The following is a 24,807-nucleotide window of genomic DNA, read 5'->3' on the forward strand; positions in this document are numbered from 1 at the left end:
ACGTTGGTTATGGAGGGTCGGTCAGGACTCGTCGCGCAGCCAGGTGACCGCGCCCGAGTGGGTCACGGCGCCCTGATGGGCAGGACGCACGGTGAGTGCGTATTTTTCCAGTACGCCGCCTCGCGCGACCCCCGCGTTTACCTCACGTCCGGCGAGCCGGGCGGCGATTTCCTGCGCGCCCAGTTCGACCGAGATCGAGCGTGCCTCCGCCCGCGCGTCGATGGCGATCACGTCGCCGTCGCGCAGCGCCGCGATCGGCCCGCCGTCCGCCGCCTCGGGCCCCGCGTAGCCGATGCACAGCCCGCGCGTGGCGCCCGAGAAGCGCCCGTCGGTCAGCAGCGCCACCTTGTCGCCCATGCCCTGGCCGTAGAGCAGCGCGGTGATGCCCAGCATCTCGCGCATGCCGGGGCTGCCCCTGGGGCCTTCGTTGCGGATCACGATCACGTCGCCGGCCTCGTACAGGCGGTTCTGCACTGCGGTCTGGGCTTCTTCTTCCGAATTGAAGACGCGCGCCGGGCCGCGGAACACCAAGCCTTTCAGCCCCGCCGTCTTGAGCAGCGCGCCGTCGGGGCAGAGGTTGCCCTTGAGCACCGCCAGCCCGCCGTCGCGCGTGATCGGGTTGCCGGCCTCGCGCACCACGCGGCCGTCGGGCGCCAAGGCGCCGGCCAGTTCCTCGGCCATCGTGCGGCCGGTGAAGGTGAGCACGTCGCCGTGCAGGAAGCCCTGCTCCAGCAGCGTGCGCAGGATGACGCCCGCGCCGCCGATGTAGAACACGTCGCGCGCCAGGTACTGGCCGCCCGGGCGCAGGTCGGCGATGAGCGGCGTGCGGGCGAAGATCTCGGCCACGTCGTCGAGGTGGAACTTGATGCCGGCCTCATGCGCGATCGCCGGCAGGTGCAGCGCGGCATTGGTCGAGCCGCCCGTGGCCGACACCACCGCGCAGGCGTTTTCCAGCGCCTTGCGCGTGACGATGTCGCGCGGCAGCGGGCTGTCGCCCATCACCGCCTTCATGAGGTTCTTCGCGGCGCGGCGCATCAGCGGCGCGCGTTCGCTGAACACCGCCGGCACCATGCTCGACCCGATGGGCGCCAGGCCCAGCGCCTCCGACACCATGCCCATGGTGTTGGCCGTGAACTGCCCGGCGCAGGCGCCGGCCGTGGGCAGGCAGGCGCGGCTCATGGCGTCGAGCTCGTCGTGCGTGGCGGTGCCGGCCAGCACCTTGCCGATGGTCTCGTAGGTGTCGACCACGTTCAGGTCGCGCCCGTCCGGTCCGGGCATCTGCCCCGGCAGCGCGGAGCCGCCGTGCACGAACACGCTCGGCACATTGCAGCGGACCATGCCCATCATCAGCCCCGGCAGGTTCTTGTCGCACGCGCCGATGGCGAAGATGCCGTCCCACTGGTGGCCGCGCGTGGAGGCCTCCACGCTGTCGGCGATCAGCTCGCGCGAGACCAGCGAGAAGCGCATGCCCGAGTGCGCCATCGTCAGCCCGTCGCTGATCGACACCACCGGGCATTCGTGCGGCGTGCCGCCGCCGGCGTAGATGCCGGTCTTGGCGTGCTGCGCCTGCTCGCGAAGGTTGAGGTTGCACGGGCTCATCTCGCCGCCGGTGTGGAACACGCCGATGTGCGGGCGCGCGATGTCCTCGTCGTCCTGGCCCAGCGCATGCAGGAAGCTGCGCGTGGTCGCACGGATCGTGCCCTCGCGGATGGTGGCGGAGCGAAAGCGCTTGGTCGGGTCGGTGGGCGTGGTCATTCGGCTGGCGTGGGCTGGCTGGGTTGCAGGATGCGGTCAGAACATGCCGTTCTTGTTCGCGGCGGTCTCGGGTACGGGCTGCACCACGTCCCAGTGCTCGACGATCTTGCCGTTCTCCAGCTTGAAGATGTCGACGATGGCACTGCCGCGCGTGCCGGGCTCGCGCACCGCGTTCACATGCAGGATCACGTAGTCGCCGTCGACGAAGCTGCGCTTGATGTCGCTGTGCGATTTAGGAAATTTCTCGCGCAGGAAGGCGACGAACTTGCGGAACCCCTCGGGGCCGTCGGCCGCGGTGGGGTTGTGCTGCACGTAGCGGTTGCCCACGTACTGCAGCGCCGCGTCGGCGTCCTTCTGGTTCAGGCCCTTCTCGTAGAAGGCGAGCACGGCCTGGCGGTTGGCTTCCTGCTGGGCGGTGGGGCCTGGCTTGCCGGCGCCCATCGGGGCGCAGGCGGCGAGGAACAGGGTGGCTGCCGCGGCCACGGCCGCCAAGGTCATGCGTTGCATCGAGGGTGCTCCTGTGCGTGAGGGAAATCAGTAGCCGTTGGGCGAGGCCGCGCCCGGCGCGGTCTTGTACTTGGCCAGCAGCTGCTTCGCCGCAGCCGCCAGCACGATGGTGTCCACGCCCACCGCCACGAACAGCGCGCCGGCCGCGAGCCACTTGCGCGCCTGCTCCTCGGTTGTCGACAGGATGCCCGGCGCCTTGCCGGCCTTGAGGATGCGCGCGATGGCGTCGGCGATCACGGCCTGCACCTCGGGGTGGTTGGGCTGGCCCACGAAGCCCATCGAGGCCGACAGGTCGGCCGGGCCGATGAACACGCCGTTCACGCCCGGCGTGGCCGCGATGGCGTCGAGGTTCCTCATCGCCTCCACCGTCTCGGCCTGCACCAGCAGGCAGGTCTGTGCGTTGGCCTCGTGCAGGTAGTCGGGGTAGGCCTGCCAGCGCGAGGCGCGGGCCAGCGCGCTGCCCATGCCGCGGATGCCCTCGGGCGGATAGCGCATGCCCTGCACCAGCCGCGCCGCCTGCTCGACCGTGTCGACCATCGGCACCAGCAGCGTCTGCGCGCCGATGTCCAGGTACTGCTTGATCAGCGTGGTGTCGCCCACCGGAATGCGCACGACGGGGTGCGAGCGCTCCGACTCGGCCTGCGCCGACCATGCGCTCGAGATGCCCTGCAGCTGCTGCAGCACCGAGCGCACGTCGTTGGGCGCGTGCTCGCCGTCGACCAGCAGCCAGTCGTAGCCGGTGCCGGCCAGGATCTCGGCCGCATAGCCGTCGGCCAGGCCGACCCACAGGCCGATCTGGGGCTTGCCGGCCTGCAGGGCCTGCTTGAAGGTGTTGGTGGGTGTTTGCATGAAGATGGCTTTCAGACGAAGCGGAAGGCGATGGAGCCCAGCGGGCCGTAGTCGGCATGGAAGGTGTCGCCCGGTACCGCGTTGGTGGGACGCGTGAACGAGCCGCCCAGCACTACCTCGCCGGCTTCCAGGCACTCGTCCCAGGGCGCGAGCTTGTTGGCGAGCCAGGCCACGCCGGTGGCCGGGTGGTTCAGCACGGCCGCGGCCACGCCCGATTCCTCGATCACGCCGTTCTTGTAGAGCAGCGCGCTCACCCAGCGCAGGTCGACCGCATCGGGCTTCACCGGCCGTCCGCCCATCACGATGCCCGCATTGGCCGCGTTGTCGGCGATGGTGTCGAACACCTTGCGCATGGCCTTGGTGTGGCGGTCGAACTGCTCGATGCGCGCGTCGATGATCTCGATGGCGGGCACCACGTAGTCGGTGGCGGCCAGCACGTCGAAGATGGTCACGTTCGGGCCCTGCAGCCGCTTGCCGAGGATGAAGGCCAGCTCCACCTCGATGCGCGGCGCGATGAAGCGCTTGAACGGGATGTCGCCGCCCTGCTCGAAGAACATGTCGTCCAGCAGCGTGCCGTAGTCGGGTTCGGTGATCTGGCTGGCCTGCTGCATGGCGCGCGACGTGAGGCCGATCTTGTGGCCGCGCACGATGCGGCCTTCGGCGATCTTGTTCTTCACCCATTCGCGCGAGATGGCGTAGCCGTCCTCGATCGTCATCTCGGGAAAGCGCTTGGAGAAATGCTCGACCTGAACGCGCGACTTCTCGCTCTCGTGCAGTTCAGCGGCCAGTTGGGCGATGGTGGCTTTGGACAGCATGTCGGCTCGCTACTTATGACTTGTTGAACAGGGGATGCAGGTTGCTGTGCTTGCCGTCGTACACCTGCCCGGGGCTTTCGTCGATCTGCAGCGTGATGCCGAGGTGCCGCTTGTCGAAGATGGGCGCGAAATGCGCGCGCACATCCGCCAGAAGCTCGTCGCCGGCCTTCTTCTTCACCGCCTCGGAGCGCCCCGCGGCCATGCGGATGTTCAGGTACACGAAGGCGTAGTCGGCCTTGCCGTCGGCCACGGCGTAGTGCGCGGCGGGGTAGGCCAGCACGCGCGTGCCGCCGACGGGAAACACCGGCTTGCCGGCCTCGTCGCGCTGCTCGAGCATGGTGTCGGCCAGCGTGCGGCACAGCGCCGACATGTCGGTCTCGGCCTCGATGTTGGGGGTGTACAGGATCACCAGGTGCGGCATGTCGCGGCTCCGTTGTTCTTGTTGTTCATTCCACCGACATCACGGCGGCCGTGCAGGTCACCGCGAAGATCGGGATGGCCTTCATGTGGAAGATTTCGCCCTTGCCGCGCGCGGCGGCGGCCACGCTCAGGAAGGTGCGGATCTCGAAGCCGCCCTGGCCCGCTTCGCGGTAGGTGGCTTCGTCGTTGTAGTCGGCCTGCGAAAGCAGCGCGTCCCGGTCGTTGGCGCACCAGCGGCGCATGAACTCGGCGTCCCATTCGGCGTTGACCTTGCCCGAATCGGGCGTGGCCGGCCAGTGCGAGATGCCGCCCGTGCCCACCAGCGCGATGCGTTCCGGCGCCTTGTCGCAGGCGCGGCGCAATGCCTCGCCGAAGGCCCAGGCGCGGTGCAGCGGCGTGAGCGGCGGGCCCTGGCAGTTGATGTTCACGGGGATGACCTTGGTGTCGAACTTCGGCGTGAGGAAGTTCAGCGGCACCATGATGCCGTGGTCGAACTTCCATTCTTCCGCGTAGGCCACGTCCACCGTCTGCATCACTTCGCGGATCAGGCGCTGCGAGAGGGCTGCGTCACCGGGCACCTTCGTTTTCTCGATGCCCAGCCACTTCGGGTCCTCGATCGGGCCTTCGTAGCTGTCGGCCATGCCGATGGCATAGGCCGGCATGTTGTTCATGAAGAAGTTCGCGAAGTGCTCCGCCGCGATGACGATCACCGCGTCGGGCCTGGTGGCGCGCATCGCCTCGCCGAAGCGGTGGAACTGCGCGTGGAACTCGTCCTTCACGGCAGGGTCGGCCAGATGGGCGCGGCCCGTGATGCCGGGGGCGTGGCTGCACACGCCTGCGAAAACCAGGCTCATCTCGATGCCCGCCCGGCCGCCCGAAGGGCATCGAGCGCCCCCTCGGGGGGCAGCGAACCACCCAAGGTGGGGAGCGTGGGGGTCTTCATATTCCTGCCACCTTCTCGTCGGTTCCTGTCGTCATTGCGTAGATGCCGGCGCGCACCGGGCCGTACTTGCGCACGCCTTCGCGCATGGCTTCGAGGTAGTCGGCCCATGCAATGCCCAGCAGAGGCGCGAAGTGCATCAGCAGCTGGCCGTTGCATCCGAGCACGTAGAGCTTGCCGATGTCGCCGCTGTCGATGGCTTCGCGCTCCTCGCCGTCGAGCTCGTAGCCGGCGAGCAGCGCGGTGCGCGCTTCGCCGCCTTCGGCATAGCGCCGCTGCACGTCCTGGTCGCGGTTGAGCGCGAACAGGAATTTCTGCATCGCATAGAGGCTCATGGTTCAGCCCTCGATCTGGATGTTGGCCTTGCGGATCACGTCGCCGTACTTCGCGATCTCGCTCTGGATGAAAGCCGCAAAGCGCTCCGGCGTGCCCGACAGCGACGCGATGCCGCCCTTGTGGAAGGCGTCCGCCACCACCTGCCCCGCGAGCGCGCGGTTCACCTCGGCGTTCATGCGCTGCACGATGGCATCGGGCGTGCCGGCGGGCGCCAGCAGGCCGTTCCATGAATTGGACTCGATGGCCACGCCCTGTTCCGCCAGTGTGGGTATGGCGGGCGCGTACTGCGAGCGCTGCGCGGTCGCCATGCCCAGCGCGATGAGCTTGCCGTTCTGCATGTGGCTGCGGAACTCGGGCCAGTTGCCGAACATCATCGTCACCTGGCCGCCGAGCAGGTCGGTGAGCGCCGGGCCCTGGCCCTTGTAGGGCACGTGCACGATGTCCAGGCCCATCTGCTGCTTGAGCATCTCGCCCGACAGGTGCGCCGAGGTGCCGTTGCCGAAGGAGGCGAAGCTCAGCGTACCCGGCTTGGCCTTGGCCGCGTTGCGCAGGTCGGCCAGGGTCTTCAGGCCGCTGTTCGGATGCGTGGCGAGCACGTGCTCCGACATGCCCATGAGCGCCACCGGGCGCAGGTCTTTCTGCGTGTCGTAGGGCAGCTTGCGGATCAGCGTCTGGTTGGCCGTGAAGCTGTTGGCCACGCAGACGAAGGTGTAGCCGTCGGGCGCGGCCTTGGCCGCGGCATCGACGCCGATCACCGTGCCCGCGCCGGGCTTGTTGTCGACGATCACCGGCTGGCCGAGGGTCTTCGACAGTTCCGTGCCCACCAGGCGCGCCACGAAGTCGGTGGTGCCGCCGGGCGTGAAGGGCACGATCACGCGGATCGGCTTGGCGGGCCAAGCCGCCTGCGCGCGCGCCAGCGAGGGCAGGGCCGCGAGTGCCGCCGCGCCTTGCAGCAGCGTGCGACGTTGCATGCTCACGCCACGCCCCAGTGCGGAATGTGGTGCGAGCCCATCGACACCGCGATGTTCTTCGGCTCGCAGAACACCTCGTAGCTCCAGGTGCCGCCTTCGCGGCCCGTGCCCGAGGCCTTGGTGCCGCCGAAGGGCTGGCGCAGGTCTCGCACGTTCTGGCTGTTGACGAAGCACATGCCGGCTTCCACGGCCGCGGCCACGCGGTGCGCCTTGCCGATGTTCTCGGTCCACACGTAGCTGCTCAGGCCGTACTGGATGTCGTTGGCCAGGCGAATGGCATCGGCCTCGTCCTTGAACGGAATCAGGCAGGCCACGGGGCCGAAGATCTCGTCCTGCGCGATCTTCATGCGGTTGTCCACGTCGGCGAACACCGTGGGCACCACGTAGTTGCCCTTCTTCACGCGCTCGGGCAGGTTCGACGGCGTATCGAGGCCGCCGCACAGCAGCGTCGCGCCTTCCTTCGGGCCCAGCTCGATGTAGCTGCGCACCTTGGCCAGGTGGGCCTGCGAAATCATCGGGCCGACGATGGTCTTCTCGTCCAGCGGGTCGCCCACTGTGATGCGCTTGGCGCGCTCGGCGAATCTGGCGGCGAAATCGGCATAGATCGACTGCTGCACCAGGATGCGCGAGCCGGCCGTGCAGCGCTCGCCGTTGTTGCTGAAGATCATGAACACGGCCGCGTCGAGCGCGCGGTCGAGGTCGGCGTCGTCGAAGATCACGAAGGGGCTCTTGCCGCCGAGTTCCATGCTGAACTTCTTCAGGCCCGCGCTCTTCACGATGCGGTTGCCCGTGGCCGTGGAGCCGGTGAAGGAAATGGCGCGCACGTCGGGGTGGCCCACCAGCGGCTCGCCGGCTTCCTTGCCGTAGCCGTGCACCAGGTTCAGCACGCCGGGCGGAATGCCGGCCTCCAGCGCCAGTTCGCCCAGCCGCGCGGCCGTGAGCGGCGACAGCTCGCTCATCTTCAGCACGGCCGTGTTGCCGAAGGCCAGGCAGGGCGCGACCTTCCAGGTCGCCGTCATGAAAGGCACGTTCCACGGGCTGATGAGCGCGCACACGCCCACCGGATGGAACAGCGTGTAGTTCAGGTGCGTGAGCGTGGGGTAGGTGTGGCCGTCGACGCGCGTGCACATCTCGGCGAAGTAGTAGAAGTTGTCGGCCGCGCGTGGAATGAGCTGCTTGCCCGTTTGCGCGATGACCTGGCCGCAGTCGTTGGTCTCGGTCTGCGCGATCTCGGGCACGTTCTTGGCGATCAGGTCGCCGAGCTTGCGGATGAGCTTGGCGCGCTCGGGCGCGGGCATGCCGGCCCACTTGGGGAAGGCTTCCTTGGCGGCGGCCACGGCGGCGTTGACCTCGGCTTCGCCGCCGGAGGCGACTTCGGCCAGCACCTCCTGCGTGGCGGGGTTGACGGTCTCGAAGTAGTCGGTGCCGGCGACGCTCTTGCCGTTGATCAGGTGATCGACTCTCATGCTTTTCCTTGGATTGTCTCGATGGTGTTCATGAGCGCGCCGATGCGCTCGATCTCGGTGACGACGACGTCGCCCGGCTTGCAGTCGACCACGCCGTCGGGCGTGCCCGTGAGGATCAGGTCGCCCGGCGAGAGCGTCATGAAGCGGCTGAAGTACTCGATGAGGAAGGGCGCGTCGAAGATCATGTCGCGCGTGTTGCCCTGCTGCGTGACCGTGCCGTTGACGGTGGTGCGCAGCGCGAGCGCCATGGGGTCGGGCACGTCGGCCGCATCGACGAACCACGGGCCCAGCGGCGTGCAGGTGTCGCGGTTCTTCACGCGCAGGTTGGGGCGGTACCAGTTCTCGAGGTAGTCGCGAATGGCGTAGTCGTTGGCCACGGTGTAGCCGCCGATGAAGTCGTAGGCGTCGTCGCGCTTCACGTTCTTCGCGGTCTTGCCGACCACGATGGCCAGCTCGCATTCGTAGTGCATGAACTGCACGTCGGCCGGGCGATGCGTGTGCTGGCGGTGGCCGATGAGCGCGCTCTGGCCCTTGACGAACACCAGCGGTTCCTCGGGCGCCTTGAACTCGAGTTCCCTGGCGTGGTCGGCGTAGTTCAGGCCCAGCGCGAGGATGGTGCGCGGGCGTGCCGTGGGCGCGAGCGGCGGCAGCCATGTGAGCTGCTCCTGCGGCACGATGCGGCCGTCTTCCAGGCGCACGGCGGCGTCCTGCTGGCCGTTCAGTTCGTGGGCGGTGCCGGTGTGTTCTCGGCCCTCGAAGATGACGCGTGCGTGCTTCATGCAGCTTCCTTCACCAGCGTGTTGCTCAGGGTCTCGAAACCCGGCGCGGAAATGTCGATGCGGTCGCCGGGGCGCGCCAGCGGGCGGCCCGGGCCGCAGCCCAGCATCAGCACGTCGCCGTGCGCGAGCGTCATGAAGTCGCCGACGTCGGCCAGCAACTGCCGGGCAGGGCGCACGAGTCGAGAGAAGTCGATCGACTGCTTCAGCTCGCCGTTGATGCGGACCTCGACGCGGAAGTTGGCGGGGTCCGCCACCTCTTGCGCGTCGCGCAGTGCCGGCCCGATGCCGAGGAAGCCGTCGACGCACTTGAACTTCACCGGCGGGCGGAAGAAGCTGGCATGCGGAATCGACAGGTCGTTCAGCAGCACGAAGCCTTCGACGTCGCCCTCGGCACCGATCGCCATGCCGATGCTGGCGCCGATCTCCACCTCGGGCACGCCGGCGGGCACAGTGATGGCGCTGCCGTGCGGGCTCCAGGTGTTGGCCGTCTTCACATAGAGCACGGGCGCCTTCGGTGGTGCCTTGTAGGGCGGCTGGGTCATCTGCGGCGCGAGCGCCTCGGCTTCGGCGCGGAAGTTCAGCAGCGTGCCGTATACCGTGCCCGTGGGCAGGAAATGGGGGGTGCTCATGGCGAGGGTTGCTCCAGTGCGATCAGTTCGTCGAGCAGCCCGTAGAGCTGCGTGAGCTTGGCCTTGCCGAGCGATGTTTCCATCCACTCGTAGTGCGCCTCGATGCTGGTGGACAGCCGCTTCACCAGCTTCATGCCGTGCGGCGTGGCCTCGACCACGGTGCGGCGCTGGTCGGCCGGGTCGCGGGCGCGGGTGATGAGGTTGTCGCGCTCCATGCGCGCGAGCACGCCGGTGAGGCTGGGGCCGAGGATGAAGGCCTCGCGCGCCACGCGGCCGGTGTCGACCGCGCCGTGTTCGCCCAGCACGCGCAGCACGCGCCATTGCTGGTCGGACAGGGCGTGCTCGCGCAGGCTGGGCCGGGTGTGGGCCATCACGGCTTCGCGGGCCTGCAGCAGCAGGCGCGGCAAATTGCGGTGCGTGAATGTCGTGCTCAAGGCTTGTCTCTTCCGAAATTACTTAACATGTTAAATGATTGGTCGGCGCTTTCCTAGTGGCTGGTTCCGTCGATTCGAAGAACCTAGGGTATGCACGGATGAGGCGTGCAGACTGCACGCCCGCCGGCGCCGTGCATCGCGCGGCGCTTCAGCGCGCGGCGGATGCTTCTCGGCGGCGCCGGTCGGCCCTGGGCAGGTCGGCCGCGGCTGCGACCATCGCCTCGCCGCGCGCGTGCAGGCGCTGCAGCATGTCGTCGAGCAGCGCCACCTCGTCGGCCTTCAGCGCGCCCAGCAGTTCTGCGTTGATTGACGACACCAGCGGATAGAGCTGCGCGTGGAGCTTCCTGCCCGGCGCGGTGAGGCTGAGAAGCACGTGCCGCCGGTCGCCCGCGGGCTGCGCGCGCGAAACGAGCCCCTTGCCGACCAGCGAAGTCACCGCGCGCGATGTGCGTGCCCGGTCGAGCTGCGCTTGCTCCGCCAGTTGCGACGAGCCCAGCGCACCGTGGCCCGCGAGCGTGGCAATGAGCCGCCATTCGCGCCGCGTGATGCCGAAGCGCCCTTCGCACAGCCGTATGACCAGGCTGCCCGCCACCGAAAGCAGCCGGCTGGTGCGGTAGAGCAGCAGGTCGTCGAGTGTGCGCGGCGGTGCGTGCATAGGGTTTGTCCCGGCGATGATTGATTTGATGAATCAATTGTCGGCGCTCTAAAGTGGCCGCGCCCACTGCAGCAGACCCACTGCCGACGACAACGGAGACAAGACGGATGAGAGCAACCCCACAGCCCCTGTATCACCCGAGTCGCCGCAGCGTGCTCGCCACGCTCGGCGGCGTGGCGCTCGCGCCGCTTGCCATCGCGGCATGGGCGCAGCAGGTGCAACCGGCGATCGCGCCGGGAACCCCCATCCGCGTGCTGATAGGCGTGCCCGCCGGCGGCACGCAGGACGTGCTGACGCGGGCCATCGCGCAGGAAGTGCGCGAGTCGCTCGGCCCGCTCATCGTCGACAACCGCTCCGGTGCCGCCGGGCGCATTGCGGTCGAAGCTGTGAAGACCTCGGCGCCCGATGGCCGCACGCTGCTCCTGGGCACGGCCAGCATGATGACCATGTTCCCGAGCGCCTACAAAAGCCTGTCGTACGACCCGATCAAGGATTTCCAGCCCATCGTCAATGCGGCGCGCTTCGAGCTCGCGCTGGTGGTGCACAAGGACGTGCCGGCCAGCACGCTGTCCGAGTTCGTCGCCTGGGCCAGGAAGCAGCCGGGAGGAGCGAGTTTCGCGTCGTACGGCGCGGGCACGCCTTCGCATTTCCTCGGCGAGATGCTCAACCGCGCGACCGGGTTGTCGATGGTGCACGTGCCCTATCGCGGCTCCACGCCGGCACGCCAGGACGTGATGGGAGGCACCGTTCCCGCCTACTTCGACACCGTGGGCGGCGCGCTGCAGATGTTGCCGAGCGGCCGCGTCAAGGTGATCGCCACCAGCGGCGAGAAGCGCTCGCCGCTGATGCCCGCCGTGCCTACTTTCGTCGAGGCCGGCCTGAAGGACGTGGTCGCGACCGCATGGTTCGCCTACTACGCGCCGGCGAAGACGCCCAAGCCGGTGGTCGACCAGCTGCGCGCCGAATTCATGCGCGCCGTGAACTCCCGCGAGGTGCGCCAGCAATTGCTTCAGAACGGCATGTACCCGGTGGCCGACGGGCCGGAGGCACTGCTGAAGACGATGCGCGAGGACACGGCGCGCTGGGCGGCGATCATGAAGGCGGTGAACTTCCAGGCGAACGACTGAGCCGCGACTGTCCGGCCACCTAAACTCGAAGGATGGCCAAGGACAAAACAACTTTCGTCTGCAGCGAATGCGGCGGCACCAGCCCCAAGTGGCTCGGCAAATGCCCGAGCTGCGGCGCGTGGAACACACTCATTGAACAGGTCGCGGGCCCCGCCGGCGGCGGCACGGCCAACAACCGCTTCGGCACGCAGTTCGCGTCGCTCGCGGGCGCATCGGAGCTCGCCACGCTGTCTGAAATCGAGGCGACCGATGTCGCGCGCACGCCCACCGGGCTCGACGAGCTCGACCGCGTGCTGGGCGGCGGCATCGTCTCGGGCGGCGTCACGCTGATCGGCGGCGACCCGGGCATCGGCAAGTCGACGCTGCTGCTGCAGGCGGTCGATGCGCTGCAGCGGGCGGGGCAGAACGCGCTCTACGTGACGGGCGAGGAAAGCGGCTCGCAGGTCGCGCTGCGCTCCAGGCGGCTGGGCCTCGACCACTCGCAGGTGCAGGTGCTGGCCGAGATCCAGCTCGAGAAAATCATCGCCACGCTCGACGCCACGCGCCCGGCCATCGCGGTGATCGACTCCATCCAGACGGTGTACTCCGACCAGCTCACCTCGGCCCCGGGGTCGGTGGCGCAGGTGCGCGAATGCGCGGCCCACCTCACGCGCTTTGCCAAGACCAGCGGCACGGCCGTGGTGCTGGTGGGCCACGTCACGAAAGAAGGCGCGCTGGCGGGCCCGCGCGTGCTGGAGCACATGGTCGACACGGTGCTGTACTTCGAGGGCGACACGCATTCGAGCTTCCGCCTGGTGCGCGCCATCAAGAACCGGTTTGGCGCGGTCAACGAGATCGGCGTGTTCGCCATGACCGAGCGCGGCCTGAAGGGCGTGACCAACCCCAGCGCCATCTTCCTGAGCCAGCATGCCGAGCCGGTGCCCGGCAGCGTGGTGCTGGTCACGCTCGAAGGCACGCGGCCGATGCTGGTCGAGATCCAGGCGCTGGTCGACAACGGCGGCCCGAGCCCGCGCCGCCTGTCGGTGGGCCTGGACCGCGACCGCCTGGCCATGCTGCTGGCCGTGCTGCACCGCCATGCCGGCGTGGCCTGCATGGACCAGGACGTGTTCGTCAACGCGGTGGGCGGCGTGCGCATCAGCGAGCCGGCGGCCGACCTGGCGGTGATGCTGGCCATCACTTCCAGCCTGCGCGGCAAGCCGATGCCCAAGGGCTTCATCGCATTCGGAGAAGTGGGCCTGGCCGGCGAAGTGCGTCCGGCGCCGCGCGGGCAGGAGCGCCTGCGCGAAGCGGCCAAGCTGGGCTTCAGCGTGGCCGTGGTGCCCAAGGCGAATGCGCCGCGCAAGGGCACCAAGGAAATCGAAGGGCTGACGATCCACGCCGTCGAGCGCATCGAAGAGGCCATGGACGTGGTCCGCCGCCTCGACTGATTCATCCGCCGGCCAACCCTGAGACGAGAAAACGTCATGCAACTCGTCGTTTCCGCCAGCCTGATCGCCGCGGTGGTCCTGTGGGGGCTGCTCTCGCCGGCGTCGCTGGACAGCGTGTTCAGCACCGCGCTGTCGGGCATCACACGCAACTTCGGCTGGTTCTACCTGTGGGTGGTGCTGGGGCTGGTGATGCTGGCTTTCTTCCTGGCGTTCAGCCGCTTCGGCGACCTGAAGCTGGGCGAGGAAGACGACGAGCCCGAGTTTTCTCTCGGCGCCTGGTTCTCGATGCTCTTCGCGGCCGGCATGGGCATCGGGCTGGTGTTCTGGGGCGTGGCCGAGCCGATCTCGCACTATGCGAATCCGCCGCCGGGCGTGGTCGCCGGCACGCCCGACGCCGCCGGCGTGGCCATGCGCTATGCCTTCTTCCACTGGGGGCTGCATCCCTGGGCGATCTACGGCATCGTGGGGCTGTCGATCGCCTTCTTCACATTCCGCCGCAAGACGCTGGCGCTGGTGAGTTCGGCCACCGAGGCATTGCCCTGGCGCTTCGTGCGGCGGCTTTCGCCGGCCTTCAACGTGCTGGCGGTGGTGGCCACGGCCTTCGGCGTGGCCGCCTCGCTGGGCATGGGCGCCACGCAGATCAACAGCGGCCTGCACGCGGCCTTCGGCACGGCGATCGGGCAGGGAACGCAGGCGGCGATCATCGTGGTGACCACGGTGCTGTTCGTCACCTCGGCGGTCTCCGGCGTCGAGCGCGGCGTGAAGTGGCTGTCGATGGGCAACCTGGTGCTGGCGGCGTTGCTGGCGCTCGTGGTGCTGGTCCTGGGGCCGACTGTGGCCATCGTCGAGACCTTCACCAACACGCTGGGCGCCTACATCGCCGAGTTCGTCCGCATGAGCCTGCGCATGAACCCGTTCCGCAACAGCTCGTGGGTCGGCGACTGGACGCTCTTCTACTGGGCCTGGTGGCTGGCGTGGTCGCCGTTCGTGGGCCTGTTCATCGCGCGCGTGTCGCGCGGCCGCACGATCCGCCAGTTCATCCTGGGCACCGTGATCGCGCCCACGCTGGTGGGCTTCGCATGGTTCTCGGTGTTCGGCGGCGCGGCGCTCAACTTCCAGATCTTCCAGGGCGTGCCGCTGGTCGAGGCGGTGAAGGCCGACGTGTCGACCACCATGTTCGTGATGTTCAAGGCCATGCCCATGGGGGCGCTGCTGTCGATGGTCGCGACGCTGCTGGTGTTCGTGTTCTTCGTGACCTCGGGCGACTCCGCCACGCTGGTGCTGGGCACCATGAGCACCGGCGGCAACCCGAACCCGCCGGCCCGCGTCAAGATCACCTGGGGCGTGCTGGTGGCGGCCATCGCGCTGAGCCTGCTGTTCGCGGGCGGCCTCAAGGCCATACAGACGGCGACCATCGTGTTCGCCCTGCCGTTCGCGTTCGTGATCCTGCTGATGGCGCTGTCGGTCACGCTGGCCATCCGCGACGACTGGAACGCCGAGCAGAAACGCGAACGCGAGCTGAGGCGCAAGATGCGGCAGCTCGTGTCGTGACCCGGCCCTGCGGCCGGAAAAAACGCCCGGCGCGCCAGCGAGGCGCGCCGGGCCTACCCTCCCTAACCCCCGATGTGCATCGTGAACGCCGGTCCGCCGTTGAGCACGCATTGGCCGCTGCCCAAGGTGGCCGAGTTCATCGTGTACTGGCAACTCAGGTTGCCGCCGCGGCTGCCGGCGGCGTTCGCCAGGCCTGCTCCCCGTGAGCCCGCGACCCGTGTTGCCTCTCCCTGAAACTGTTCATTGCCGATCTGCGCGCTGAAGTGGCCGCGGCCGTTCATGTCGTTGGTCACGGTGCCGGCGATGGTCCCGTAGCGCGCGGCTTCGGCATTCGACGGATACAGCCGCGCGCTGAAGGTCTGCGCGACCGGGCCCGGCGGCACGGCATACGCCTGCGAGGGCGGCGCCACCGGTGCGGGCTGGCCGAGCGGTACCACGTAGCAGCCGCTGAGCGCGGTGCCCGCGAGCGCGGTGACGAGCGTGAGACGAACGAAAGTGACGGAGCGCGGAATGTTCATATGCTTTTCAGCGGCCCGGGCAGATGCCCGTGCGGTGAAATGTGCCGGCCCTGCCCATCGCCGCGCGCGCTTTTCGCGGCGAGTACCGCCTTGCGCGCCTGGCGGTAGCCAGGGCGGCTACCGCATCTGGCCGTGCGGCGCGGGCTGAGGCCTTTTGCCCGACACCCCCGGCCGGGCGGCGACAATGCGCGCCATGAATTTCAAGAAATTTCTGGTGCCCGTGGGCGCCATCGTCGTTCTCGGGCTGGCCTGGCGCAGCGGCGGGTGGGGCGGCGTCGCCCTGGCCGGCGGCGCGATCGTGATGTTCCTGCTGCTGCACTTCAACCGCGCGATGCAGGTGCTCAAGCGTGCGGCCGAACGGCCGGTGGGTTACGTCGGCAGCGCGGTGATGCTCAATGCCAAGCTCAAGCCGAACGTGACGCTGATGCACGTCATTGCCATGACCCGCGCCCTCGGCGAACTTCGCTCGCCCAAGGACACGCAGCCCGAGGTGTACCGCTGGACCGACGGCGGCGGCTCGTACGTCGATGCGGTGTTCAACGGCGGCAAGCTGCAGAGCTGGACCATGACGCGGCCCGAGAACCCGGTCGACGGGGAAGACGGCGCCACTCCCGCGGCCTGACCACGCCTAAGCACCCGCGCTGCCATTGCGACTGGGCTGCCGCCACGGGGGATTGGCCTTGGCGTGGTGGCGCGCTTCCTTCACGAATTCGGCGCACACGTGCGTCATGAGGTCTGCCGATCGGTAGACCAGGAACACCTCGAAGTCCGGCACCTCGTCGGTGATCGGCAGCTTCTCGAGCAGGCCAGGCTGCAGCCGCAGCGGCCCGGCGCCGTGGAACACGAAGTCCGACCACATGCTGATCAGGTCGGTCTGCGTGGCCAGCTGCAGCCCCAGCAGGTTCGACGCGCTGTGCACCATGCGCCGGGGCATCTGCAGCCCGTGCATGTTCATCATGCTCACCAGCGGACTGCCGGCGTCGTCGATCGGGTCCAGCACCAGCCAGTCGGCGTCCACCAGCGGCTGCAGCCGGCGCACGCGCCGCAGCGGGTGGCCGGCGCGCACCGACAGGTGCATCGCCACCGAGAACAGCGGCTCCCACTGGAAGGCGCCGGTGCCTGGCCCGTTGCACGTGGAAATCAGCCCCAGGTCGAGCCGGCCCTCGCGCAGGCCCTCGAAGATCTGCTGCGGGCGCAGCTCGAAGCCGCGCATCGTCACGTTGGGAAAGCGCTGACGGAACGACGCCATCGCGTCGGGCAGCGGCCCGCTCGACGCCACCGCGGTGAAGCCGATGTGCAGCTGTCCCTCGTCATGGCCGCGGATCGCCTCGATGTCTTCCAGCGCATGCCGCAGCTCCTGCTCGACCAGGCTCGCGCGCTTGACCAGCGCCACGCCGTAGGGCGTGAGGCTCACGCCGCGCGTGGAGCGCGACATCAGCGTCACGCCCAGTTCGCGCTCCAGCTCGGAGATGGCCTTCGACAGCGCCGGCTGCGTGGTGTGCAGGCTGCGCGACGCCTCGTGGATGCTGCCGTGCTGCGCCACCGCCAGCAAAACGCGCAACTGTTGCAGCTTCATCGTGGTGCCGGTCTCATGGAAAAGTGCGTCTTGGTGGTTGTCCCGATGGCTTCTCGTGCCTGTTTATGACGGGGATGCCATTTGGTTATCAGCATGAAAATTTGTGATTCTTTGCCAGGGCGCTTTGCCTGAATACTCCGCCGCCAAGGGGCCGGTCCGACCCCCAGCAACCTGTTCGTGGAGTGACATTAGATGAGCGAAGCCGCATTGCCCGCAAGCCCGATCCGGGCCCATTCACCGGCCACCGCTGCGCAAGGCACGGGAAAAAAGCAGAGCCAGTTCCGCCTGATCGCCGCCTGCTCGCTGGGCAACGCGCTGGAGATGTACGACTTCACCGTCTACAGCTTCTTCGCGCTGCTGATCGGCAAATTGTTCTTCCCCTCCGACAGCCCTTACGGCTCGCTGCTGCTGGCCGTGGCCACCTTCGGCATCGGCTTCGTGATGCGCCCGCTGGGCGGCGTGATCATCGGCAACTACGCCGACCGCAAGGGCCGCAAGGCAGCGATGACGCTGACCATCGGCCTCATGGTGATCGGCACGCTGTGCATCGCGCTGGCGCCCAGCTATGCCTCGGCCGGCGTGTTCGGCTCGCTGATGATCGTGGCGGGCCGCCTGCTGCAGGGCTTTTCGCTTGGCGGCGAAGTGGGCGCGGCCACCTCGATGCTGATGGAGGCCGGCGGCGTGAAGGGCCGGGGCTTCCGCGTCAGCTGGCAGCTCGCGAGCCAGGGCGTGTCGGCGCTGCTGGGCGCGCTCACCGGCGCGGCGCTGTATGCGGCGCTGCCGCAGGCTTCGCTCGAGAGCTGGGGCTGGCGCCTGCCGTTCCTGCTCGGCCTGCTGATCGCGCCGGTGGGGCTGTACATCCGCTCGCAGCTGGAGGAAACGCACGTTGCCGAAAGCCACGAGTCCAGCCCCATCGGGCGGCTGCTGCGCAACCACGGCGGCCTGGTGCTCAAGGGCATCCTGGCCACCACGGCGGGCACGGCGACGATGTACCTGGTGGTGTTCTTCATGCCCACCTACATGATCCGCGTGCTGCACATGCCGCCGTCGCTGTCGCTGCTGTCGGGCTGCGTCACCGGCATCACGCTGTTCCTGGTGTCGCTGGTGGCGGGGCGGCTGGCCGACCGGCTGCCGGCGCGCAAGCCGCTGGTCGTCGGCTCGCTGCTGTTCAGCGTGGTCGCGGTGTACCCCGCGTTCTGGCTGATCAGCCACTACCCGAGCGTGCCGCTGGTGCTGTGCCTGTCGGCGCTGCTGACCGCGAGCGTGAACATCGGCACCACGCCCATGTTCCTCATGCTGCTGGAGATGCTGCCGGCCGGCGTGCGCGCCAGCGGCATCTCGGTGGTCTACAGCATCGGCGTGACGGTGTTCGGCGGCTCGTCGCAGTTCATCGTGACCTGGCTGCTCGCCAGCACCGGCAGCCCGATGGCGCCGGCCTTCTACATGATGGCCTGCGGGCTACTGAGCCTCGGCGCGCTGCTGAGCCTGCGCGAGCACAAGGCCGATTGACCCTCCCCACGAACAACGACTTCCATCACATGACACGCGAACTCAGCCCCCAGACCACCAGGCTGCTGTCCCGGCTGCTGCCGCAGGCCGATGTCGACACGCAGGCCTTCGTCGACATCCGCCGCCGGATCCACGCCAACCCGGAGCTCGGCTTCGAGGTGAGCGCCACCAGCGAACTGGTGGCCAACCTGCTGCGCAGCTGGGGCTACGAGGTGCACACGGGCATCGGCAAGACCGGCATCGTGGCGCAGCTCAAGCTCGGCAGCGGCACGCGCCGGCTGGGCATCCGCGCCGACATGGACGCACTGCCCATCGTCGAGGCCACGGGCCTGCCGTATGCGAGCCGCAACCCCGGCCGCATGCACGCCTGCGGGCACGACGGCCACACGGCCATCCTGCTGGCCGCGGCCAAGGCGCTGGCGGCGGCGCGCAGCTTCGACGGCACGCTGAACCTGATCTTCCAGCCCGACGAGGAAAACCTCTGCGGCGCGCGCGCGATGATCGAGGACGGCCTGTTCGAGCGCTTCCCCTGCGATGCGGTGTACGCACTGCACAACGCGCCCGGCGTGCCGGTGGGCACGGTGCTGGCGGTGGAAGGCCCGGTCACGCTGTCGTCCGACGTGGCCGACGTCACCATCAAGGGCGTGGGCGGGCACGGTGCCATGCCGCATCGCGCGCGCGACCCGGTCGCCGCCGCCGCGGCGGTGGTGACGGCGCTGCAGACGGTGGTGGCGCGCAACGTGGCGCCCGACGACACGGCGGTGGTCTCGGTCGGCTTCATCCGCGGAGGCGCCACGCACAACGTGATCCCGCAATCCGTATCGCTGGGCCTGAACGTGCGCGCGGCGCGGCCCGAGACGCGCGCGCTGGTCGAGCAGCGCATCCGCGAGATCGTGAGCCTCACCGCGCAGGCGCACGGCGTGGAGGCCGAGATCGACTACCGCCAGCTGGTGCCGCCGGTGGTCAACACCGCGGCCGAGACGCGGCTGATGGCGCAGGTGTGCACCGAGATCGTGGGCGAGGCGAACGTGCTCACGCAGGTGCCCCGCGGCTTCGCGGGCAGCGAGGACTTCGCCTGGATGCTCGCCGCGCTGCCGGGCTGCTACTTCATGCTCGGCAACGGGGAGGGCGAGTTCGGGGGCTGCATGGTGCACAACCCCGGCTACGACTTCAACGACCAGGTGCTGCCGCTGGGAGCCGCCTGCTGGGTGCGCCTCGCGCAGACTTACCTGGTCGCCTGAGCTTTCCGCGCCGCGTCAGAAGGGCGCGTCTTCTTCCTCTGCGGAGTCTGCTGCGTCTGCCGGTGCCGTCGTGGCGGGCGCTGCTGCAGGCGCGGTTGCAGGCTTCACCGTGTCGTCCGGCGGCGCGGCCGAGAACGCGGCCTCGCCGCCCAGCGCATCGAGCAGCGCCGGCACCAGCTGGCCCAGCTCGCCCGTGGCGATGGCCACGTCGGCGTCGAAGTTGTCTTCCTTCTTGCCGCCGGCGGCGCCGTCGCCCGTGCCTTCGAGGAAGGTGATCTTGCGGATCAGCAGCCCGTGCGTGAGCTCAAAGGACACGCGGTCGTCCCAGGTCAGCGCGAGCCGCGTGGGGCGCTTGCCGTCGGTGATGTGCTGCTTGACTTCGTCGATGTCCAGCGGATGCTTGGCGTAGCGCACCACGGCCTTGGAGTCGTCGGAGGCCTTGAGCTCGCACTCGCGGTCGATGGTGAAGCCGGCCGGCGGCTCCTGCGTCAGCAGCCAGTTGGCCATGGCCGCAGCCGGCTCGATCTGCGTGTTGATGAGGGCCACCGCGAAGCCGTCGAGCGACTTCACGAGGCTGGTGACGACCTCGTCGGCGCGCGATGCATTGCCGCTGTTGATGACCAGGCGGTTCTCCGCCTTGTCGATCCACACCGTCACGCGCGCGCTGCGGGTGAAGGCCATCGGCAGCAGCTCGAGCGTGATGTCTTCCTTCAGCTCTTTCTTTTCCTTCTTGCCGGGCTTGCGGCCGGTGGTGGCCTCGATGTGGGCGCAGCGCTCGTCGAGCTTGCGGCGCACCACGGAGCCGGGCACCTGCTTGCTCTCGATCATGTATTCGACCAGCCACTGGCCGTCGATGGATTCGACCAGCGGGCCGTTGGCCTCGCCGCGGGGCTCGACCCAGCCGGCGGACTTTTCCTGCGAGGGGCCGCAGGGCACGAAGCGCTGCTTTCCTAGCCCTTCTTCCGCCTCGGCCAGTGTTTGGGACCAGGCAGGTTCGATGCGATAGACGATGACGTTCTTGAATACGGACACGGAAACCCTTTTTCCACTGGTTTGGACAACCAACCATTGTCGGGCACCCCGTTCCGGGGCCGGCCGTAAAATCGAAAGCTTTTGCGACTTCCCCCATCGCTCCCAAAGGAATCAGGAAATGAGCTCGATCCCCCCCTCGCTGGACGACCGTGACGGCAAGATCTGGATGGACGGCGAACTCGTGGACTGGCGCGACGCCAAGATCCACGTGCTGAGCCACACGCTGCACTACGGTTGCGGCGCCTTCGAGGGCGTGCGCGCCTACAAGACGGCGGACGGCGGCACGGCCATCTTCCGCCTGGCCGAGCACACCGAGCGGCTGTTCAACAGCGCCAAGATCCTGCGCATGAAGATCCCGTTCACGCAGGAACAGCTCAACGAGGCCCAGAAACAGGTGGTTCGCGAGAACAAGCTCGAGAGCTGCTACCTGCGCCCCCTCATCTGGATCGGCTCCGAGAAGCTGGGCGTGAGCCCCAAGGGCAACAAGATCCACGCCATGGTCGCGGCCTGGTCCTGGGGCGCCTACCTGGGCGAAGAAGGCATGAAGCGCGGCATCCGCGTGAAGACCTCCAGCTACACCCGCCACCACGTCAACATCACGATGACGCAGGCCAAGACGGTGAGCAACTACACCAACTCGATCCTGGCCAACATGGAAGCCCTGGACGACGGCTACGACGAAGCGCTGCTGCTCGACGCGAGCGGCTTCGTGTCGGAAGGCGCGGGCGAGAACATCTTCGTGGTCAAGGGCGGCGTGGTGTACACGCCCGACCTGTCGGCCGGCGCGCTCAACGGCATCACCCGCAACACCATCCTGCACGTGTGCAAGGACCTGGGCCTCGAGCTGGTGCAAAAGCGCATCACGCGCGACGAGGTCTACATCGCCGACGAGGCCTTCTTCACAGGCACGGCCGCTGAGGTCACGCCCATCCGCGAACTCGACCGCGTCGAGATCGGCAACCGCGGCGACGGCGGCGCCCGTGGCCCGATCACCGAGAAAATCCAGTCTGCCTTCTTCGACATCGTGAACGGCAAGAACCCCAAGTACGCCCACTGGCTCACGAAAGTCTGAAAGAAACCATGTCCACCAATGCAGTTGTCGAACTCCTGGCCAAGGAGCTCAATCATCAGGGCGGTGTTTTCTGCCCCAGCCCCAAGGCCGACATGAAGCTCTGGAACAGCCACCCGAAGGTCTACCTCGACGTGGCGCGCACCGGCGAAGCCAAGTGCCCGTACTGCGGCACGGTGTATCGCCTGAAGGCCGGCGAAACGGTGTCGGCGCGGCACTGACGCCTGACGCTCGCGCGGAGCCGCCGCACGGCGCGCCGGCTCCGGCCTGGTGACTCTCCGGTTTGAACCGCGGGTGTTCCCGCCTTCGAACTACGGATCCCGGTGATGGTGCCCTGCGGGGCCCGTTTCTAGCATCGACCCACTGGCGTTCAGACCAGGTGAGGAGTCGATTGTGGGGATCAGATCTTTCAGTTTTGCCACTGGCACGCTCGTGCTCGCGTTGGGCCTTTCGGCCTGCGGAGGCGGTGGCGGCGGCGGCAGCAGCGGCTTCAGCCTGCTTCCTTCCGGTGGTGGCTCCCCCACCACGCCGCCTGCGGCCGACACCAGCGTCGCCGTCTCCGGCACCGTGGCCACGGGCGCGCCGGCATCCGGCAGCAACGTGGCGCTGCGCTGCGCGAACGGCACCTCCGGCACGGCCAACACGGCCGCCGACGGCAAGTGGTCCGCCAAGCTCGATGCACCCGAGTTCCCCTGCCTGGCCACGGCCTCGGGCGGTTCGCTGGCCGCCGGGCAGAAGCTGCACTCCATGCTGCGCGCGGCGGGCTACGTCAACATCACGCCGCTGACCGAGCTGATCCTGGCGCGCGCGGCCGGCATGGCGCCCGGCGGCATCGAACAGGCCGGGCTCGCCGCGCTGGCAGCGCTGGCGGGCAAGCTCGACGCGGCCCAGGCCGATATCGTCGCGCTGCTGAACGAGTCGGGCTACGGCGCATTCGCGCCGAACCCCTTCACGGGCGAATTCAAGGCCGTTGCGGGCGACGCCTACGATGACCTGCTCGAGCACCTGGCGCAATCGCTGGCCGACGGCGACACCACGCTCGACGGCCTCGTCGCCGCGCTGATCGCCGCAGCCGAAGACGACGGCTTCGACCTGCCGCTCACGCACACCTTCAAGCCGGCCGAGCTCGCGGCGCAGCCGCAGCTCAACAAGGCGCACCTGGCCAGCGCCGCGGGCGTGCTGTCGATGAGGCTGGACGCGGGTTCCAACGCGGTCGGTGCCTTTGTAGGCGGCGGCGCGGGCAACAAGGCCGTGCTGCAACTGCCGGGCCTGGCGGGCACGAAAGTGAGCGATCTGAAGCGCATCGAGCTCGAGCTCAAGGGCGATGCCGGCGGCATCGGGCAGGGGCTGCCGTATGCATACCTCAACTTCACGGTCGACCTGCACTGCGACGCCACGCCCCTGCCGGCCAACGCCACGCTGGCGGACGTTCGCGCGCGCCGCCGCATCCTGATCTTCGACACGTACTACCACTTCATGCAGGCGACGAACGCGATCTCGACCAGCGAGTTCAGTTCGATCGCCATCACGCCGGCCACGCCGGGCTGGCGCATCTCCGGCGGCACGCCGGTGGGCACGGTGGCGGTCAACCCTGCCTACAACGGCAGCGAGACGCTCGAAGGCTTCGACTACACGGCCTACCCGGACGCCTGCATCGTCGACGGCATCACGGGGGATGGCGGCATGCCGCGCAACGCCTCGGCGGACGCCAGCTGCGCCACCAACGCGGCACTGCCGGGGTCGGCGCCTGCGGTGTGCGGCGCGGCTTACACGGGGCCGATCCTGGTCCTGGGCGACAGCAGTAGCACCACCGCGTCGCTATGGAGCTTCAAGCGCGTGAAGGTGGAGGCGACGCGCAAGCAGACCTTCCGCTTTGGGTAGCGAACTGCCGGCCGGCCGAATCCCGTGCTTGCCGCGGGAGGGCGGCGGGAGCACTCGGATGGGTTACGGTGTTTCGCTCGGGTTCGGCAGCCGCCGCGGCCACAGGCCGCGCCACGGATCCGGGTCCTGCCTTTCCTGCGCGAGCCGCAGGTAGACCATCGCGATCCACAGCAGCGCCAGGCCGATCTGCGCGTCGCGCAGCGCCGAGTTGACGCTCGACGCGATCAGCGCGATGAGCGTGGCGCCCAGCGCGTAGCGGCCGGCCATGTCCGGCCGTTTCCACGCCTGCCACACGGCCGCCATCATGATGACCAGCAGGCTCAGCAGCGCGGGCACGCCGCCTTGCGCGCCCACCCAGAGGAAGTCGTTGTGCGGCATGTTCGAGTCGGCGAAGAGCGCGGGGCCGCGCTTGTGCCACTGCTCGGTCCAGCCGCCGATGCCCCAGCCCGCGAGCGGGCGGTCGGCGATCATGAGGCCGGTGTCGCGGTACATGTAGTAGCGGATGACCCAGCTGCCCTTGAAGACGGCGCCGGCCTGCGCCTCTTCGAGTTCCTGCACGCCGGTCTCGACCTTCTTCTGCAGCTGCGGCAGCTGGTAGAGCCCGGCGCCGAGCACCACGGTGCCGAGCACCAGCGCGCCCACCAGCATCTTCAGGTGGTTGCGCCACTGGTGGACGCACACCGCCGGAATCACCAGCAGCAGCGCGAGCACCGAGGTGCGCGAGGTCAGCGGCAAGGCCACCACCAGCCCCAGCCCGAGCACCAGCACGAACGCGGGAATGGCGCGCAGCGGCCGGTGCGCCGCGATCTGCGCGATGCCCCAGACCGCCGCCGTGGAGGCCACCACGCTGAACAGCAGCGCGTTGCTGATCGACTTGTTGCCCACTTCCATGACCACCGCGCGCAGCGGCAACCAGATGTGGAAGCCGCCCACCGCATAGAAGAAGATGACCAGCAGCACGTTGAGCGCCGCGATCAGCAGGAAGCCGCGCAGCGCCCAGAGGGCTTCCTCGCGCGTGAGCGCCATGGCCATCAGCATCGTCACGCCGATGCGCAGCCCGTGGAACAGGTTGGAGGGGGTTTCAGGGTAGTGCGGCCTGATGGCCAGCACGATCAGCATCCAGGCCAGGTAGGCCATGACCGGCCACCACAGCGGATTGGCGCGAAGCCGCGCCAGGCGCTCCCGCCCTCCGCCGGCCACCAGCATGGTGGCGAGCAGCAGCAAGGCCGATAGATAGGTGACGCCGACCGGCATGAACACCACCAGCCCCCAGAACATGGCCGCGGGCCGAACGATGTGCGATCTCTGCATAGGGGCGGG

26 protein-coding genes are annotated in these 24,807 nt (G+C 68.6%); 9 read left to right on the forward strand and 17 right to left on the reverse strand.

What is annotated here, in order from left to right; translation table 11 throughout:
* Positions 1–21: 21 nt before the first annotated feature.
* The 13 genes from ilvD to WIX39_RS05755 all read right to left on the reverse strand — a co-directional run bounded on the left by ilvD (position 22) and on the right by WIX39_RS05755 (position 10,556).
* On the reverse strand, positions 22–1,755 hold the full coding sequence (gene ilvD, locus WIX39_RS05695) for a dihydroxy-acid dehydratase (protein ID WP_081270037.1): 1,734 nt from the start codon (positions 1,753–1,755) through the stop codon (positions 22–24).
* A gap of 36 nt (positions 1,756–1,791) precedes the next feature.
* Positions 1,792–2,262 (reverse strand): nuclear transport factor 2 family protein, encoded by a 471-nt coding sequence (locus tag WIX39_RS05700; protein WP_106936107.1) that lies wholly within the window; start codon positions 2,260–2,262, stop codon positions 1,792–1,794.
* A 27-nt stretch (positions 2,263–2,289) separates the two neighbouring features.
* Positions 2,290–3,111 carry a 4-hydroxy-2-oxoheptanedioate aldolase gene (gene hpaI / locus WIX39_RS05705; RefSeq protein ID WP_106936106.1) on the reverse strand — a complete coding sequence of 274 codons (822 nt, stop codon included), beginning with the start codon at positions 3,109–3,111 and terminating at the stop codon, positions 2,290–2,292.
* Between the two features lie 11 nt (positions 3,112–3,122).
* Positions 3,123–3,926 (reverse strand): 2-oxo-hept-4-ene-1,7-dioate hydratase, encoded by an 804-nt coding sequence (gene hpaH, locus WIX39_RS05710; protein ID WP_409194638.1) that lies wholly within the window; start codon positions 3,924–3,926, stop codon positions 3,123–3,125.
* A gap of 13 nt (positions 3,927–3,939) precedes the next feature.
* The gene (locus WIX39_RS05715; protein ID WP_409194639.1) at positions 3,940–4,347 is read right to left on the reverse strand and encodes a 5-carboxymethyl-2-hydroxymuconate Delta-isomerase; all 408 of its coding nucleotides are present in this window, start codon (positions 4,345–4,347) and stop codon (positions 3,940–3,942) included.
* Between the two features lie 25 nt (positions 4,348–4,372).
* On the reverse strand, positions 4,373–5,200 hold the full coding sequence (locus WIX39_RS05720; RefSeq protein WP_081270030.1) for an extradiol ring-cleavage dioxygenase: 828 nt from the start codon (positions 5,198–5,200) through the stop codon (positions 4,373–4,375).
* Positions 5,201–5,285: 85 nt separating this feature from the next.
* On the reverse strand, positions 5,286–5,621 hold the full coding sequence (locus tag WIX39_RS05725) for an aromatic ring-opening dioxygenase subunit LigA (protein WP_409194640.1): 336 nt from the start codon (positions 5,619–5,621) through the stop codon (positions 5,286–5,288).
* 3 nt (positions 5,622–5,624) lie between these two features.
* Positions 5,625–6,593: a tripartite tricarboxylate transporter substrate binding protein gene (locus WIX39_RS05730; protein WP_409194641.1), complete on the reverse strand. Its 969-nt coding sequence runs from the start codon at positions 6,591–6,593 to the stop codon at positions 5,625–5,627.
* 2 nt (positions 6,594–6,595) lie between these two features.
* Complete coding sequence (hpaE, locus tag WIX39_RS05735) at positions 6,596–8,059, reverse strand: 5-carboxymethyl-2-hydroxymuconate semialdehyde dehydrogenase (RefSeq protein WP_409194642.1); 1,464 nt, start codon at positions 8,057–8,059, stop codon at positions 6,596–6,598.
* The gene (locus tag WIX39_RS05740) at positions 8,056–8,838 is read right to left on the reverse strand and encodes a fumarylacetoacetate hydrolase family protein (protein ID WP_285411627.1); all 783 of its coding nucleotides are present in this window, start codon (positions 8,836–8,838) and stop codon (positions 8,056–8,058) included. Before WIX39_RS05740 ends, hpaE begins: the two co-directional genes overlap by 4 nt.
* Positions 8,835–9,467, reverse strand: a complete 633-nt coding sequence (locus WIX39_RS05745) for a fumarylacetoacetate hydrolase family protein (protein WP_409194643.1) — start codon at positions 9,465–9,467, stop codon at positions 8,835–8,837. The genes WIX39_RS05740 and WIX39_RS05745 overlap by 4 nt, the downstream gene beginning before the upstream one ends.
* Positions 9,464–9,901: a homoprotocatechuate degradation operon regulator HpaR gene (hpaR, locus tag WIX39_RS05750; RefSeq protein ID WP_081270024.1), complete on the reverse strand. Its 438-nt coding sequence runs from the start codon at positions 9,899–9,901 to the stop codon at positions 9,464–9,466. Before hpaR ends, WIX39_RS05745 begins: the two co-directional genes overlap by 4 nt.
* 148 nt (positions 9,902–10,049) lie before the next feature.
* Positions 10,050–10,556: a MarR family winged helix-turn-helix transcriptional regulator gene (locus WIX39_RS05755; RefSeq protein ID WP_409194644.1), complete on the reverse strand. Its 507-nt coding sequence runs from the start codon at positions 10,554–10,556 to the stop codon at positions 10,050–10,052.
* A gap of 107 nt (positions 10,557–10,663) precedes the next feature.
* Between WIX39_RS05755 and WIX39_RS05760 the strand changes: the two genes are divergently transcribed.
* Genes WIX39_RS05760 through WIX39_RS05770 form a run of 3 tightly spaced genes read left to right on the forward strand, consistent with a single transcriptional unit; the run spans position 10,664 to position 14,661 of the window.
* The gene (locus WIX39_RS05760; RefSeq protein ID WP_409194645.1) at positions 10,664–11,683 is read left to right on the forward strand and encodes a Bug family tripartite tricarboxylate transporter substrate binding protein; all 1,020 of its coding nucleotides are present in this window, start codon (positions 10,664–10,666) and stop codon (positions 11,681–11,683) included.
* 32 nt (positions 11,684–11,715) lie between these two features.
* Positions 11,716–13,110, forward strand: a complete 1,395-nt coding sequence (gene radA, locus WIX39_RS05765) for a DNA repair protein RadA (RefSeq protein ID WP_081270021.1) — start codon at positions 11,716–11,718, stop codon at positions 13,108–13,110.
* A gap of 36 nt (positions 13,111–13,146) precedes the next feature.
* A complete protein-coding gene (locus WIX39_RS05770) occupies positions 13,147–14,661 on the forward strand; it encodes a BCCT family transporter (protein WP_409194646.1) in 1,515 nt (504 codons plus the stop codon).
* A gap of 62 nt (positions 14,662–14,723) precedes the next feature.
* On the opposite strand, the gene WIX39_RS05775 is transcribed toward WIX39_RS05770, so the two are convergent.
* Positions 14,724–15,179, reverse strand: coding sequence for a hypothetical protein (locus tag WIX39_RS05775; RefSeq protein WP_285411623.1), 456 nt, complete (start codon positions 15,177–15,179; stop codon positions 14,724–14,726).
* A 184-nt stretch (positions 15,180–15,363) separates the two neighbouring features.
* On the opposite strand from WIX39_RS05775, the gene WIX39_RS05780 reads away from it, so the two are divergent.
* A complete protein-coding gene (locus tag WIX39_RS05780) occupies positions 15,364–15,801 on the forward strand; it encodes a glycerate kinase (protein WP_409194647.1) in 438 nt (145 codons plus the stop codon).
* Between the two features lie 6 nt (positions 15,802–15,807).
* Here WIX39_RS05780 and WIX39_RS05785 read toward each other — a convergent pair whose 3' ends face one another.
* Positions 15,808–16,755 carry a LysR family transcriptional regulator gene (locus WIX39_RS05785; RefSeq protein ID WP_409194648.1) on the reverse strand — a complete coding sequence of 316 codons (948 nt, stop codon included), beginning with the start codon at positions 16,753–16,755 and terminating at the stop codon, positions 15,808–15,810.
* 192 nt (positions 16,756–16,947) lie between these two features.
* Between WIX39_RS05785 and WIX39_RS05790 the strand changes: the two genes are divergently transcribed.
* Both WIX39_RS05790 and WIX39_RS05795 read left to right on the forward strand, forming a co-directional pair.
* The gene (locus WIX39_RS05790) at positions 16,948–18,264 is read left to right on the forward strand and encodes an MFS transporter (protein ID WP_106936093.1); all 1,317 of its coding nucleotides are present in this window, start codon (positions 16,948–16,950) and stop codon (positions 18,262–18,264) included.
* A gap of 29 nt (positions 18,265–18,293) precedes the next feature.
* Positions 18,294–19,505: a M20 aminoacylase family protein gene (locus WIX39_RS05795; RefSeq protein WP_081270015.1), complete on the forward strand. Its 1,212-nt coding sequence runs from the start codon at positions 18,294–18,296 to the stop codon at positions 19,503–19,505.
* A 15-nt stretch (positions 19,506–19,520) separates the two neighbouring features.
* Here the strand turns inward: WIX39_RS05795 and WIX39_RS05800 are convergent, their stop codons facing one another.
* A complete protein-coding gene (locus tag WIX39_RS05800; protein WP_106936092.1) occupies positions 19,521–20,537 on the reverse strand; it encodes a recombination-associated protein RdgC in 1,017 nt (338 codons plus the stop codon).
* 118 nt (positions 20,538–20,655) lie between these two features.
* On the opposite strand from WIX39_RS05800, the gene WIX39_RS05805 reads away from it, so the two are divergent.
* From WIX39_RS05805 to WIX39_RS05815, 3 genes are all read left to right on the forward strand, one after another.
* Positions 20,656–21,609, forward strand: a complete 954-nt coding sequence (locus WIX39_RS05805) for a branched-chain amino acid transaminase (RefSeq protein ID WP_081270013.1) — start codon at positions 20,656–20,658, stop codon at positions 21,607–21,609.
* An 8-nt stretch (positions 21,610–21,617) separates the two neighbouring features.
* A complete protein-coding gene (locus WIX39_RS05810; RefSeq protein ID WP_081270012.1) occupies positions 21,618–21,827 on the forward strand; it encodes a zinc-finger domain-containing protein in 210 nt (69 codons plus the stop codon).
* 172 nt (positions 21,828–21,999) lie between these two features.
* Positions 22,000–23,487 (forward strand): hypothetical protein, encoded by a 1,488-nt coding sequence (locus WIX39_RS05815; protein WP_159053674.1) that lies wholly within the window; start codon positions 22,000–22,002, stop codon positions 23,485–23,487.
* A gap of 63 nt (positions 23,488–23,550) precedes the next feature.
* Here the strand turns inward: WIX39_RS05815 and WIX39_RS05820 are convergent, their stop codons facing one another.
* The gene (locus tag WIX39_RS05820; RefSeq protein ID WP_106936090.1) at positions 23,551–24,798 is read right to left on the reverse strand and encodes an O-antigen ligase family protein; all 1,248 of its coding nucleotides are present in this window, start codon (positions 24,796–24,798) and stop codon (positions 23,551–23,553) included.
* Positions 24,799–24,807: the final 9 nt, after the last annotated feature.

It is taken from the genome of Variovorax sp. AB1(2024) (assembly GCF_037482385.2).
GTDB lineage: Bacteria > Pseudomonadota > Gammaproteobacteria > Burkholderiales > Burkholderiaceae_C > Variovorax.

Excerpts from the sequence above, each read along its gene's own strand:
- WIX39_RS05770 (WP_409194646.1), top strand. The coding sequence starts at position 13,147 with ATGCAACTCGTCGTTTCCGCCAGCCTGATCGCCGCGGTGGTCCTGTGG.
- ilvD (WP_081270037.1), bottom strand. The coding sequence starts at position 1,755 with ATGACCACGCCCACCGACCCGACCAAGCGCTTTCGCTCCGCCACCATC.
- WIX39_RS05820 (WP_106936090.1), bottom strand. The coding sequence starts at position 24,798 with ATGCAGAGATCGCACATCGTTCGGCCCGCGGCCATGTTCTGGGGGCTG.
- WIX39_RS05745 (WP_409194643.1), bottom strand. The coding sequence starts at position 9,467 with ATGAGCACCCCCCATTTCCTGCCCACGGGCACGGTATACGGCACGCTG.
- WIX39_RS05810 (WP_081270012.1), top strand. The coding sequence starts at position 21,618 with ATGTCCACCAATGCAGTTGTCGAACTCCTGGCCAAGGAGCTCAATCAT.
- WIX39_RS05730 (WP_409194641.1), bottom strand. The coding sequence starts at position 6,593 with ATGCAACGTCGCACGCTGCTGCAAGGCGCGGCGGCACTCGCGGCCCTG.
- WIX39_RS05785 (WP_409194648.1), bottom strand. The coding sequence starts at position 16,755 with ATGAAGCTGCAACAGTTGCGCGTTTTGCTGGCGGTGGCGCAGCACGGC.
- hpaE (WP_409194642.1), bottom strand. The coding sequence starts at position 8,059 with ATGAGAGTCGATCACCTGATCAACGGCAAGAGCGTCGCCGGCACCGAC.
- WIX39_RS05790 (WP_106936093.1), top strand. The coding sequence starts at position 16,948 with ATGAGCGAAGCCGCATTGCCCGCAAGCCCGATCCGGGCCCATTCACCG.
- WIX39_RS05715 (WP_409194639.1), bottom strand. The coding sequence starts at position 4,347 with ATGCCGCACCTGGTGATCCTGTACACCCCCAACATCGAGGCCGAGACC.
- WIX39_RS05720 (WP_081270030.1), bottom strand. The coding sequence starts at position 5,200 with ATGAGCCTGGTTTTCGCAGGCGTGTGCAGCCACGCCCCCGGCATCACG.
- WIX39_RS05740 (WP_285411627.1), bottom strand. The coding sequence starts at position 8,838 with ATGAAGCACGCACGCGTCATCTTCGAGGGCCGAGAACACACCGGCACC.
- WIX39_RS05760 (WP_409194645.1), top strand. The coding sequence starts at position 10,664 with ATGAGAGCAACCCCACAGCCCCTGTATCACCCGAGTCGCCGCAGCGTG.
- WIX39_RS05700 (WP_106936107.1), bottom strand. The coding sequence starts at position 2,262 with ATGCAACGCATGACCTTGGCGGCCGTGGCCGCGGCAGCCACCCTGTTC.
- WIX39_RS05725 (WP_409194640.1), bottom strand. The coding sequence starts at position 5,621 with ATGAGCCTCTATGCGATGCAGAAATTCCTGTTCGCGCTCAACCGCGAC.
- WIX39_RS05780 (WP_409194647.1), top strand. The coding sequence starts at position 15,364 with ATGCGCGCCATGAATTTCAAGAAATTTCTGGTGCCCGTGGGCGCCATC.
- WIX39_RS05755 (WP_409194644.1), bottom strand. The coding sequence starts at position 10,556 with ATGCACGCACCGCCGCGCACACTCGACGACCTGCTGCTCTACCGCACC.
- hpaI (WP_106936106.1), bottom strand. The coding sequence starts at position 3,111 with ATGCAAACACCCACCAACACCTTCAAGCAGGCCCTGCAGGCCGGCAAG.
- radA (WP_081270021.1), top strand. The coding sequence starts at position 11,716 with ATGGCCAAGGACAAAACAACTTTCGTCTGCAGCGAATGCGGCGGCACC.
- WIX39_RS05795 (WP_081270015.1), top strand. The coding sequence starts at position 18,294 with ATGACACGCGAACTCAGCCCCCAGACCACCAGGCTGCTGTCCCGGCTG.
- WIX39_RS05805 (WP_081270013.1), top strand. The coding sequence starts at position 20,656 with ATGAGCTCGATCCCCCCCTCGCTGGACGACCGTGACGGCAAGATCTGG.
- WIX39_RS05775 (WP_285411623.1), bottom strand. The coding sequence starts at position 15,179 with ATGAACATTCCGCGCTCCGTCACTTTCGTTCGTCTCACGCTCGTCACC.
- hpaH (WP_409194638.1), bottom strand. The coding sequence starts at position 3,926 with ATGCTGTCCAAAGCCACCATCGCCCAACTGGCCGCTGAACTGCACGAG.